We start from the raw sequence: 12,124 nt of genomic DNA, 5'->3' as shown, positions 1-12,124 counted from the left end.
CGCGATTGCGATGGCCTGCACGGCGACGAGCGCGCGCGCCGGCGCCAAGGACGAGAGCGCGGCCGCATGGCTGTTTCCCAAATGGTTCAACGCGTGGCATGACGGCCTTGCCGGCAAGGGCCTGAATTTTGGCGCCACCTATATCGCAGACAATATCGCCAATGCCGCCGGCGGCGTGAAGCGCGGCGCCATCCATTTCGGCCGGCTCGATCTGTCGGTCGATGCCGACCTCGACAAGCTGGTCGGCTGGACCGGTGGCCGCTTTTACGCCAATGCCTTCATCATCTACGGCCAGGGCCTTTCCCGCAACTACGTGATGAACCTCGCCACCATCAGCGAGATCGAGGCGCTGCCGGACCAGCGGCTCTACAATGCCTATTTCGAGCAGAGCTTTTTCAATGACCGCCTGAACATCCGGGCCGGCCAGCAGGCCGCCGATGTCGAGTTCTTCGACAGCCAGACCGACGACCTCTTCGTCAACGGCACCTTCGGCTGGCCGGCGATCAAGGCCAGCAACCTTCCGGCCGGCGGCCCGGCGCCGCCGATCGCGGTGCCCGGCATTCGCATCAAGGCCGCGCTGACCGACAAGATCACCGCTTATGGTGCGGTGTTCAACGGCGATCCGTCAGGGCCCGGCGATGTCGATCCGCAGCTGCGCGATCATCATGGCCTGGCATTCCGCATCAACGATCCGCCGTGGGTGATCGGGCAGGTCCGCTTCAACTACGCCATCGATATCGGCGGCCGCCCGCTCGCCGGCAATTTCACCCCGGGTGCGTGGAAGCATTACGGCTCGTTCGACAGCCAGCGCTTGACGGCGGAGGGGATGTCGATCGCCGATCCCGGCGGCAGCGGTATTCCTGCAAGGCTCAAAGGCAATTACGGCATCTTCGCCGTGATCGAGCAGGTGCTCTATCGCCCGCCTGAGGTCACCGAGACCAGCACGTCGGCCTCGCTCCCCGGCATCACCGCGTTCGGCCGCATCGCCTACAGCCCGCCGGACCGCAATCTGATCGATCTCTATATGGACGGCGGCATCGGCTTCGTCGGCTTCACGCCGGGCCGTCCGCTCGACCGGTTCGGCGTGGCGATGGCCTACATGCGGATCTCGAACACTGCGCGCAATCTCGACGTCGATACGCAGGCCTTCACCGGCATCCGCAGCCCGGTGCGCAGCAACGAGACACTGATCGAGATGATCTACGAGGCGCACGTCAAGCCGGGCTGGTTGATCGCGCCATACTTCCAATATGTGTTCCGCCCCTCGGGCGGAATTCAGAACCCGAACGATCCCAGCGGTGTTTCGCGGATCGGTGACGCCGCGGTGTTCGGCGTCACCTACACGATCCGGTACTAGGCCGAGGCCGCCGCCGGCTGTAGTTTCGGCTGCCGCGACAGCGCCAGCACGATCAGCGAGGCGAACACGCAGAGCGCGCCGGCGATGAAGAACGCGGGCAGGTAGCTCTCATAGACCGTCCGCGAGAGACCAGCGCCGAAGGCGGCGGTCCCGGCGCCGAGCTGGTGGCCCGCAAAGATCCAGCCGAACACCAGATTGGCGCGCTCGGGCCCGAACTTTTGCGCGGTGAGGCGCACCGTCGGCGGTACGGTTGCGATCCAGTCGAGACCGTAGAACATCGCGAAGATTGACAGGCCGTAGAACGAGAAGTCGCTGAAGGGAAGGAAGATCAGCGAGAGCCCGCGCAGGCCGTAATACCAGAACAGGAGATAGCGATTGTCATAGCGGTCCGACAGCCAGCCCGACATGATGGTGCCGAAGAAGTCGAAGATGCCCATGGCCGCAAGCAGGCTCGCGGCCTGCACTTGCGGGATGCCGAAATCGAGGCACATCGGGATCAGGTGCACCTGGACGAGGCCGTTGGTGGAAGCGCCGCACACGAAGAAGGTCGCAAACAGGATCCAGAATGCAGTCGACTTCGAGGCGTCGCGCAGCGTGCCGAGCGCCACGCCCGTGATCGAGCCGTGGCTCACAGGCGGGGCGGGCAGGGGCTCGGTGCCCTCATCGCCGAACGGACGCAGACCGACATCGCTCGGCCGGTCGCGCATCGCGAGCAGGACGGCCAGCGCGGAGACGGCGAGCATGATGCAGACGAAGCCGAGCGCGAGCCGCCAGCCATAGCGTTCGGTGAGGCTTGCGAGCAGCGGCAGGAACACGAGCTGGCCGGTGGCGACGCTCGCGGTCATGATGCCGACGACGAGGCCGCGCCGTGCCGCGAACCAGCGCGTGGCAATGGTTGCGCCGAGCACCAGCGCGGTCATGCCGGTGCCGATGCCGATCACCACGCCCCACAGCGCGACGAGCTGCCAGACCTCGGTCATGCCGAGCGAGAGCACGAGCGCCGAGACAACGATTAGCTGTGCCGCCAGCGTGACGTTGCGCAGGCCGTAGCGGTTGAGCAGGGCGGCCGCGAATGGCGCCATCAGTCCGAATAGGATGAAACGGATCGACAGTGCGGAGGAGATCTGCGCCGTGCTCCAGCCGAACTCCTTTTGAAGCGGAACGATGAACACCCCGGGCGCGCCGACCGTGCCGGCGCTGATCAGCGCGGCGAGGAAGGTCACGCCGACCATCACCCAGCCGTAATGAATGTTGCGGCGGGACAATGCTGCCGCGAGCCAGTTCGAGATCATTGGGCCTCAATGTGGTTTGGCGAGCCCGGGTCGGACTCGCGTCATGGTTCCAGTCTGGCATGGGGAAGGGAAGTCTGAAATGACAGACTTCCCTCTATTTCGGACACCCGCGCGTCAGCGCGCCAGCCGCTCCACCGCGATCGCCGTGGCTTCGCCGCCGCCGATGCAGAGCGCGGCGATACCGCGCTTGAGGTTGTTCGCCTCGAGCGCATGCAGCAGCGTCACGATCAGCCGCGCGCCGGTGGCGCCGATGGGATGCCCGAGCGCGCAGGCGCCGCCATTGATGTTCAGCTTATCTCGGGGAATGCCGAGATCGCGCTGTGCCGCCATCGCCACCACGGCAAAGGCCTCGTTGATCTCGAACAGATCGACGTCGGAGGCAGCCCAACCGACCTTGTCGAGCAGCTTGCGGATCGCCGGGATCGGCGCCGTGGTGAACCATTGCGGCTCCTGGCTGTGGGTGGCGTGGCCCTTGATCTCCGCGAGAACGGGCAAGCCGCCCCGATCGGCGAGCGAGCGCTTCGCCAGCACCAGCGCCGCGGCGCCGTCAGCATTGGCGGAGGAGGCGGCCGGCGTGATGGTGCCGTTGGCGCGGAACGCCGGCTTCAGGCCTGGGATCTTGGCCGGATCGACCTTCAGCGGATGCTCATCATTGGCGACGATGCGGGGACCGGCCCTTTCCGCGAGCGTGATCGGCGCAATCTCAGCCTTGAACGCGCCGCCCTCGACCGCCTTGCGGGCGCGGCTCAGCGTCTCCATCGCATAGGCGTCCTGGTCCTTGCGGGTGAACTGGTACGTCTCCGCGGTGGCCTCGCCGAAATCGCCCATGGAACGGCCGGTCTCGTAGGCGTCCTCAAGGCCATCCATCATCATGTGGTCGATGATGCGGTCGTGGCCGACGCGGTAGCCGCCGCGCGCCTTGGCGAGGAGATAGGGCGCGTTGCTCATGCTCTCCATGCCGCCGGAGACGACGATGTCGGCCGAGCCGGCGCGAATGATGTCGTGCGCCAGCATGGTTGCCTTCATGCCGGAACCGCAGACCTTGTTGACCGTGGTCGCGCCGGTGGCGTCGGGCAGCCCGGCCGCGCGCGCCGCCTGCCGCGCGGGCGCCTGGCCCTGGCCGGCCGGCAGCACGCAGCCCATGAAGACCTCGTCGACTTTCTCGGGCGCGAGTCTTGCGCGCTCCAGCGCCGCGCCGATCACGTGTGACCCGAGCTTGTGCGCGGGAAGAGGCGAGAGCTCGCCCATGAAGCGGCCGAGCGGGGTGCGGGCGGCGGAGACGATGACGACGGGATCGGCGGCTTCGGCCATGATGGGACTCCCTGGCGATGATGTGTAGGATTATGATCATCATATGATGCGCCGCAAAAAATGCAACCGCGACGGGGATGAGAAATTGTCTGGGCTCGGATGAGATTTGGTCGTGCGGTTGAGGAGGGGTGGCGCGCTCCTACCGCTTCCTGTTCACGAACGCCTGCATCAGCCGCGTCGGCTCGTCCGTGAGGAACGACTCGCCGAACACCTTGACACTCAGATTCACCGACTCCGTTAGCGGCAGCTCCTCCCATTGCCGAAGCAGCGCCTTCTGCGACCGCAGTGCCTCGGGGCCGCATGCGAGCAGTGCGTTCACGAGATGCTCGATCTCGGCATCCAGTCCGCCCTCAAGTGCCACCTTGTCGACCAGCCCCCAGGCGAGCGCGGTGGCTGCGTCGATGTTCTCCGCCGTCATCACCAGCCAGCGCGCTCGGGCCCAGCCGATCAGGCGCGGCAAGAGCGCTGCGTGGATCACCGAGGGGATGCCGACGCGCACCTCCGGCATGCCGAAATGCGCATCATGCGCGGCAATCCGGAAATCGCAGGCGGCCGCCACTTCGAGGCCGCCGCCGAGGCACCAGCCGGGCATGCGGGCGATCACCGGTGCCGGGAATTGGCGCACCGCTTCGCAGAGATCGCGCAGGCGGCTGATGAAGGCCTCCGCCGATTTCTGCTCGAGCTTGGCCATCTCCTTGATGTCGGCGCCGCCGATCATGCTCTTCTCGCTCTGGCCGCGCAGCACCACGACGCGGATGCTGCGGTCGGATGCAAGCCGATGCAGGCCTTCGCGCACGGCGTCGGTCACCGGCGAGCCGAGAATATTGAGCGGGCCGGCGTTGCAGATCGCGACATGAACGACCCCGCGCGTATCGCGCGTCACGCCGCAGTGGTGGTTGAGCATTTCCATCGTGGCATCTCGAAGGTTTCGTGGACCGGCGCGAGGCGCGCGGGTCGGTGCCACTTCCGGGCCGAAACGTCCTTGTTGTCAAGCGGGGTGGGGGCGAGTTGCAAGTGCGAAGTCCGTCGCATAGTATGACATATATCATACAAAAGGGATCCCATGACTGAAGCCGACCAACTCGAACTGTTTTCGCCCGCGCAGCGGCGCGAGCGCGTGGTGGACTGGCAGGTGCCGGCGCCGGTCGCGAAAGTCGCGATGGGCCTGTCGGGCATGGACGCCATGCTGGGCATTCGCGACGGCCGGCTGCCGCCGCCGCCTTTTGCAAAACTGATCGGCTTCAATGTGGGGGTGGTCGAGCCGGGTCGGATCGTCATGGAACTGGAGCCGCGCGAGGATCTCGAAAACACCATCGGACTGATTCACGGCGCGACCGCAGCTGCGCTGCTCGATACCGCGATGGGATGCGCGATCTCGACCCGGTTGGAAGCCGGGCAGAGTTCCGTGACGCTCGACCTGAAAATGACCTTCCTGCGTCCGCTCTCGGTTCGCTCGGGCCTGATCTCGGCCGAAGGCAGGGTGATCAAGCTGGGGCGGCAGACCAGCTACACCGAAGGCTTCGTCCGGGACGGCAAGGGCGCCCTTGCGGTGCACGCAACTGCAACGTTTTCCATGATCGGAAGCAACTTAACATGAATTAATGCACCCTTTTCGTCATTTGCGTGTTATGAGATGACCATCGACATTCAATGAGAACCGCATGCGCTACTCCCGGGAACACAAGCAGGAAACCCACGACCGCATCGTGAGGAAGGCCTCCGTGCGGCTGCGCGAAAAGGGCGCCCATGGCATCGGCGTCGCCGACCTCATGAAGGAGGCAGGCCTGACCCATGGCGGCTTCTACGCGCATTTCGATTCCCGCGAGGCGCTGGTGATCGAGGCGTTCGGTTATGCGATGGACCGCTCGATGGAGCACTGGCGCAAGATCACCGACGAGGTTTCGCCGGACAAGCGGCTGGCGATAATCGCGGAGGCCTACCTGTCGGCGCTGCATCGCGACAATCCCGGCCATGGCTGCTCGATTCCCGCTCTCGGTGCCGAGATCGCCCGCGAGAGCCCGAAGGCGCGAAAGGCATTTGCCGGCAAGCTCGACGAGATGATCGAGCAGCTGGCGGACAACATTCCGAACATGCCGCGCAAGGCCGCACGCAAGCAGGCGGTCGCGACGCTGGCGACGATGGCCGGCACCATGCTGCTGGCCCGCATTGCCGGGTCGAGCGAGCTGTCCGACGAGGTGTTGAAGGTGGGCCGGGACAGTGCGCTGGAGGGCACGAAGCGCGAGCCGAAGGCGGCGGCGATGAAGAAGGTGAAGACCTAGGCGAGGTGCCGTAGGGTGGGCAAAGCGAAGCGTGCCCACGACTTCGTCGCTATCGAAGAGAGATGGTGGGCACGGCGCTTTGCGCCTTTGCCCACCCTACGGGACCGTCGCTACCGCCCCGCAAACAGCGCCCGTTCGCGCTCGACGATCTCGCCGATGTAGTCCGCCACCGCTCTGATCCGCGCCAGATCCTTGCTGTCGGCGTGCATCAGCATCCAGAACGTCCGCGTGATCGAGATCTCCTCGGGCAGCACCGGCACGAGTTGCGGATAATCGCTCGCCATGAAGTGCGGCAGCACTGCGATGCCGAAGCCCGAGAGCGTGGCGTTGAGCTGCGCAATCAGATTGGCGCTGCGGAAGCGCGCGGAGATCCGTGGCGACACCTGCGGCAGATAATCGAGTTCCGGCGTGAACAAGAGCTCTTCGATGTAGCCGACGAAGCGGTGCTGCGGCAGATCCTGCCGAGAGGTGATCGCGGGGAAGCGGTCGAGATAGCCAGGTGCGGCGTAGAGGCCGAGGCGGTAGTCGAGCAGCTTGCGGCCGACGATGCGGCCTTCCTTCGGCATGGTCAGGCTGATGGCGATGTCGGCCTCGCGCTTGGAGAGACTGAACAGCCGCGCGGTGGCCACAAGTTGCAGATCGAGATCGGGATACCGGTCGGCGAAGGGGGCCAGCCGCGGTGCCAGGAAGGCCGTGCCGAACCCGTCGGGCGCGCCGATCCGCACCGTCCCCGTCAGACGCGCCACCGAGCCGCCGACCTGCTCCTGGTTGGCGACGATGGTCGATTCCATGGCTTCCGCGCTGTCGGCGACGCGCTGGCCGGCCTCGGTGAGGAGGTAGCCGGTCTTGCGCCGGTCGAACAGCTTGGCCGACAGGTGCTTTTCCAGCCGGTCGACGCGGCGGATCACCGTGGCATGGTCCACTCCGAGCTGTTTTGCCGCAGCCGACACCGAGCCGCCCCGCACGATGGCCAGCACGAAGCGAAAGTCGTCCCAATCGATAGCGCCTTGATCCAGCATTTTCGCACATCTATGGTGCATTATCTCAGACTTGAATCCTATAAAATGCAGGTCGATAGGATTTGTCAAAGCGTTCAAGCTCGGCCTCAAGGAGATCATTCCATGCGTTCAGTCGGACATTTCATCGGTGGCAAGGAAGTAAAGGGCACCTCTGGCCGCACCGCCGACGTTTTCGAGCCGATGACCGGTGACGTCCAGGCCAAGGTGGCGCTGGCGTCCAAGGCGGAGGTCCGCGCCGCCGTCGAGAACGCCCGCGCGGCACAGCCCGAATGGGCCGCGACCAACCCGCAGCGCCGCGCCCGCGTCATGATGAGATTCGTCGAGCTGGTGCAGCGCGACTACGACAAGCTGGCCGAGCTGCTGGCCCGCGAGCACGGCAAGACCGTGCCGGACGCCAAGGGCGACATCCAGCGCGGCCTCGAGGTCGCCGAGTTCGCCTGCGGCATCCCGCATCTGATGAAGGGCGAATACACCGAAGGCGCCGGCCCCGGGATCGACATCTATTCGATGCGCCAGGCACTCGGTGTCGTCGCCGGTATCACGCCGTTCAACTTCCCGGCAATGATCCCGATGTGGAAGTTCGCGCCCGCGATCGCCTGCGGCAACGCCTTCATCCTCAAGCCCTCCGAGCGCGATCCCGGCGTGCCGATGCTGCTCGCCGAGCTCATGATCGAGGCAGGCCTGCCGGCCGGCATCCTCAACGTCGTCAACGGCGATAAGGAGGCGGTCGACGCCATCCTGGACGATCCCGATATCAAAGCCGTCGGCTTCGTCGGCTCCACGCCGATCGCGCAGTACATCTATGAGCGCGCCGCCCAAACCGGCAAGCGCTGCCAGTGCTTTGGCGGCGCCAAGAACCACGCCATCATCATGCCGGATGCCGACATGGACCAGGCGGTCGACGCGCTGATCGGTGCGGGCTATGGCTCGGCGGGCGAGCGCTGCATGGCCGTCTCGGTCGCGGTCCCCGTCGGCAAGTCCACCGCCGACCGTCTCATGGAAAAGCTGATCCCGCGGGTCGAGAGCCTCAAGATCGGCACCTCGATCGATCCGTCCGCCGATTACGGCCCGCTGGTCACGCGCGAGGCGGTCGAGAAGGTCAAGGGCTACATCGACATCGGCATCAAGGAAGGCGCGACGCTCGCAGTCGATGGCCGCGGCTTCAAGATGCAGGGCTACGAGAACGGCTTTTATCTCGGCGGCTCGCTGTTCGACAACGTCACCAAGGACATGCGGATCTACAAGGAAGAGATCTTCGGCCCCGTGCTCTCGGTCGTGCGTGCGCACGACTACAAGGAGGCGCTGGCGCTGCCGTCGGATCACGACTACGGCAACGGCGTTGCCATCTTCACCCGCGACGGCGACGCCGCCCGCGACTTCGCGGCCAAGGTCAATGTCGGCATGGTCGGCATCAACGTGCCGATCCCGGTGCCGATCGCCTATTACACCTTTGGCGGCTGGAAGAAGTCGGGTTTTGGCGATCTCAACCAGCACGGTCCGGACTCGGTCCGCTTCTACACCAAAACCAAGACGGTGACCTCGCGCTGGCCGTCCGGCGTCAAGGAAGGCGCGGAGTTTTCGATCCCGCTGATGAAGTGATCCCCTTGAGAGCGAGGCTCATATGCAGTTCGCTCTGAACGAGGATCAGATCGCGGTTCGCGACATGGCGTTGGCGTTTGCGGCGGAGAAGATCGCGCCGCACGCGCTGCGCTGGGACGAGGAGAAGCATTTCCCCGTCGACGTGATGCGCGAGGCCGCGACGCTTGGCATGGGCGGCATCTACATCCGCGAGGATGTCGGCGGATCCGCGATGACGCGGTTCGACGCGGCGCTGATCTTCGAGGCGCTGGCGACGGGCTGTCCGACCACTTCGGCCTTCATCTCCATCCACAACATGGCGAGCTGGATGATCGATGCCTTCGGCAGCGACACCCAGCGCCACACATGGCTGCCAAAACTCTGCACCATGGAGCTGATCGCCAGCTACTGCCTGACCGAGCCGGGCGCGGGCTCGGATGCCGCGGCGCTGCGTACGCGCGCCGTGCGCGATGGCGATCACTACGTGCTCAACGGCCAGAAGCAGTTCATCTCCGGCGCCGGCGGCACCGATCTGCTGGTCGCGATGGTGCGCACCGGCGGCGATGGCCCGGGCGGCATCTCGACCCTCGTCATCGACGGCAAGACGCCGGGCGTCTCCTTCGGCGCCAATGAGCGCAAGATGGGCTGGAACGCGCAGCCGACCCGCGCCGTGATGTTCGAGAACGCCCGCGTGCCGGTGGCCAATCGCCTCGGCGAGGAAGGCATCGGCTTCAAGATCGCGATGGCGGGCCTCGATGGCGGCCGCCTCAACATCACCGCGTGCTCGTTGGGTGGTGCGCAGACCGCGCTCGACAAGGCGCGGGCCTACATGAAGGAGCGCAAGGCGTTCGGAAAGCGTCTCGACGAATTCCAGGCGCTGCAGTTTCGCCTCGCCGACATGGCGATCGAACTGGAAGCCGCGCGTACCTTCCTGTGGCGCGCCGCTGCGGCGCTGGACCGCAAGGACCCTGATGCCACCATGCTGTGTGCGATGGCAAAACGCTTCGGCACCGACGTCGGCTTCGAGGTCGCCAACCATGCGCTGCAGCTTCACGGTGGCTACGGGTACCTCAGCGAATACGGCATCGAGAAGATCGTGCGCGATTTGCGTGTGCATCAGATCCTCGAAGGCACCAATGAAATCATGCGGCTCATCGTGGCGCGCAAACTGATCGAGGGCGCGCGATGAGTTCAGTGGAAGAGGGCGATCTCGTTGCCCGCGTCGAGGGCGCGGCCGGCGTGATCAGGCTCAATCGTCCGAAGGCCATCAACGCCGTCACGCTGGAGATGTTTCGCGACATCGACAAGGCGCTCGACCGCTTCGAGGCCGATCCGGCCGTCACGGTGATCGTGCTGGAAGGCTCCGGCGAGCGCGGCCTCTGTGCCGGCGGCGACATCCGCACGCTCTGGGAGAGCTCGAAGGTCAACGGCGACCTCGGCAAGATACTCTGGCGCGAGGAATACATCCTCAACGCCCGGATCAAGAAATTCCCAAAACCATATATCGCCTTCATGGACGGCATCGTGATGGGCGGCGGTGTCGGGCTCTCCGCCCATGCCAGCCATCGCATCGTCACCGATCGCACGAAGCTGGCGATGCCCGAGGTCGGGCTCGGCTTCTTCCCCGACGTCGGCGGCACCTATCTGTTGTCGCGTTCGCCGGGCGAGGTCGGCACTTACTTCGGCCTGACCGGCCAGACCATGAACGGGCCCGACGCGATCCACGCGAAATTCGCCGACGCCGTGGTGCCGGCGGCGAAATGGCCGGCGCTGCGCGAGACGCTGACCAGGCTCCGTCAGGGCGTGACCGCGGCTGAGGTGACCAAGCTCATCAACAGTTTTGCGACCGGCGAGACTGCGGGCCCGGTCGCTGCAAAAGAGCCTGCTATCGACGCATTGTTCGGCTTCGACCGCATGGAAGACATCTTTGCTGCCCTGAAACGCGACGGCTCCGAATTCGCGCTGGCGACGCTGAAGACGCTCAACGAGAAATCGCCGCGCGGCATGGTGGTGACGCTGAAACTGTTGCGACTGGCGCGCGAGGCGTCGAGCCTGGAGGAATGCCTGGTGCGGGAATACCGTGCCGCGCTGGAGGTGTTTCGCAGCGATGATTTTCGCGAGGGCGTGCGCGCGGCCGTGATCGACAAGGACCGCAACCCGATCTGGTCGCCGCCACGAATTGAGGATGTGACGCCGCAAATGCTTGCACCGTATCTCGCAGAGATCGGCGCCGACGAGCTGAAGTTCAACTAATCAACGATTGAAGCGGAGGAAACGACAATGGCCACGATCGCGTTCATCGGTCTCGGCAACATGGGCGGCCCTATGGCGGCCAACCTCGTGAAGGCCGGCCACAAGGTCGTCGCGTTCGACCTCGTCGAAGCCTCGCGCGCGCAGGCCAAAGCCGACGGCGCCAGCATCGCCGACAGCGCCGCGGGCGCGGTGAAGGGCGCCGACGTAGTCGTCACCATGCTGCCGGCCGGCAAGCATGTGCTCGGCGTCTGGAACGAGGTCCTTCCCGCGATGACCAAGGGCGCGCTGGTCATCGACAGCTCCACCATCGACGTCGAGAGTGCGCGGCAGGCGCATGCGCTCGCCGGCAAGCACGGTGTGCTCTCGGTGGATGCGCCGGTCTCCGGCGGCACCGGCGGCGCCAAGGGCGCGACGCTCACCTTCATGTGCGGCGGCGAGGAGAGCGCATTCGCCGCGGCAAAGCCCGTGCTGGAGAACATGGGCAAGAAGATCGTGCATTGCGGCGGCGCCGGCGCAGGGCAGGCGGCCAAGATCTGCAACAACATGATCCTCGGCATTTCCATGATCGCGGTGAGCGAAGCTTTCGCGCTCGGCGAGAAGCTCGGCCTCTCGCACCAGGCGCTGTTCGACGTCGCCTCGACTTCGTCGGGCCAGTGCTGGTCGCTGACGACCTATTGCCCGGTGCCGGGCCCGGTGCCGACCTCGCCGGCCAACAACGACTACAAGCCGGGATTCGCCTCGGCGCTGATGGTGAAGGATCTGACGCTGGCGCAGGACGCCGCGAAGGCGGCCGGCGCGGCGACGCCGCTCGGCAAGCATGCGCAGGAGATCTATCAGTCTTTCGACGCAGCCGGGCAGGGCGGGGTGGATTTTTCCGGAATTATCAAGCACGTTCGCAGCCTCGCTGGAAAATAGCGAGGCTTCGTAGCCCGGATGGAGCGAGGCGAAATCCGGGACAGCTGCTTCCAATGGCGTAGCCGGCCCCCGATTGCGCTTCGCTCCATCCGGGCTACGTTCGAAGATCAATTCGACGGG

The 12,124-nt window shown here is 65.5% G+C and carries 11 protein-coding genes; 7 read left to right on the top strand and 4 right to left on the bottom strand.

From position 1 onward, the window contains the following. The first annotated feature begins 10 nt into the window (after positions 1-10). Positions 11-1,357, top strand: a complete 1,347-nt coding sequence (locus tag GGD61_RS32180) for a carbohydrate porin (protein ID WP_409362479.1) — start codon at positions 11-13, stop codon at positions 1,355-1,357. Here GGD61_RS32180 and GGD61_RS32175 read toward each other — a convergent pair. The 3 genes from GGD61_RS32175 to GGD61_RS32165 form a co-directional block, all read right to left on the bottom strand. Beyond that, complete coding sequence (locus GGD61_RS32175) at positions 1,354-2,649, bottom strand: MFS transporter (protein WP_092252663.1); 1,296 nt, start codon at positions 2,647-2,649, stop codon at positions 1,354-1,356. The genes GGD61_RS32180 and GGD61_RS32175 overlap by 4 nt on opposite strands. A 114-nt stretch (positions 2,650-2,763) precedes the next feature. After that, a complete protein-coding gene (locus tag GGD61_RS32170) occupies positions 2,764-3,960 on the bottom strand; it encodes an acetyl-CoA C-acyltransferase (RefSeq protein WP_092252665.1) in 1,197 nt (398 codons plus the stop codon). Between the two features lie 139 nt (positions 3,961-4,099). Next, positions 4,100-4,870, bottom strand: a complete 771-nt coding sequence (locus tag GGD61_RS32165; protein ID WP_092252667.1) for an enoyl-CoA hydratase — start codon at positions 4,868-4,870, stop codon at positions 4,100-4,102. Positions 4,871-5,023: 153 nt separating this feature from the next. Between GGD61_RS32165 and GGD61_RS32160 the strand changes: the two genes are divergently transcribed. Continuing rightward, positions 5,024-5,557, top strand: a complete 534-nt coding sequence (locus GGD61_RS32160) for a PaaI family thioesterase (protein ID WP_018319877.1) — start codon at positions 5,024-5,026, stop codon at positions 5,555-5,557. 64 nt (positions 5,558-5,621) lie between these two features. After that, positions 5,622-6,239 carry a TetR/AcrR family transcriptional regulator gene (locus GGD61_RS32155; protein WP_092252669.1) on the top strand — a complete coding sequence of 206 codons (618 nt, stop codon included), beginning with the start codon at positions 5,622-5,624 and terminating at the stop codon, positions 6,237-6,239. Between the two features lie 110 nt (positions 6,240-6,349). On the opposite strand, the gene GGD61_RS32150 is transcribed toward GGD61_RS32155, so the two are convergent. Beyond that, on the bottom strand, positions 6,350-7,258 hold the full coding sequence (locus GGD61_RS32150) for a LysR family transcriptional regulator (RefSeq protein WP_092252671.1): 909 nt from the start codon (positions 7,256-7,258) through the stop codon (positions 6,350-6,352). A gap of 102 nt (positions 7,259-7,360) precedes the next feature. Here GGD61_RS32150 and GGD61_RS32145 point away from each other — a divergent pair, with 102 nt between their 5' ends. From GGD61_RS32145 to mmsB, 4 genes are read left to right on the top strand one after another with little or no spacing between them, the layout of a single operon-like run. Continuing rightward, a complete protein-coding gene (locus GGD61_RS32145; RefSeq protein ID WP_018319880.1) occupies positions 7,361-8,857 on the top strand; it encodes a CoA-acylating methylmalonate-semialdehyde dehydrogenase in 1,497 nt (498 codons plus the stop codon). 22 nt (positions 8,858-8,879) lie between these two features. After that, positions 8,880-10,025 (top strand): isobutyryl-CoA dehydrogenase, encoded by a 1,146-nt coding sequence (locus tag GGD61_RS32140; protein WP_092252673.1) that lies wholly within the window; start codon positions 8,880-8,882, stop codon positions 10,023-10,025. Then, on the top strand, positions 10,022-11,089 hold the full coding sequence (locus GGD61_RS32135) for an enoyl-CoA hydratase/isomerase family protein (RefSeq protein ID WP_092252676.1): 1,068 nt from the start codon (positions 10,022-10,024) through the stop codon (positions 11,087-11,089). The genes GGD61_RS32140 and GGD61_RS32135 overlap by 4 nt, the downstream gene beginning before the upstream one ends. A gap of 6 nt (positions 11,090-11,095) precedes the next feature. Continuing rightward, positions 11,096-12,004: a 3-hydroxyisobutyrate dehydrogenase gene (mmsB, locus tag GGD61_RS32130; protein ID WP_312012759.1), complete on the top strand. Its 909-nt coding sequence runs from the start codon at positions 11,096-11,098 to the stop codon at positions 12,002-12,004. The last annotated feature ends 120 nt before the right edge of the window (positions 12,005-12,124 follow it).

The organism is Bradyrhizobium sp. SBR1B, assembly GCF_014198205.1.
GTDB lineage: Bacteria > Pseudomonadota > Alphaproteobacteria > Rhizobiales > Xanthobacteraceae > Bradyrhizobium.
Note: the sequence above shows the minus strand (reverse complement) of the source record. Positions and strands in the feature narration are given on the sequence as shown.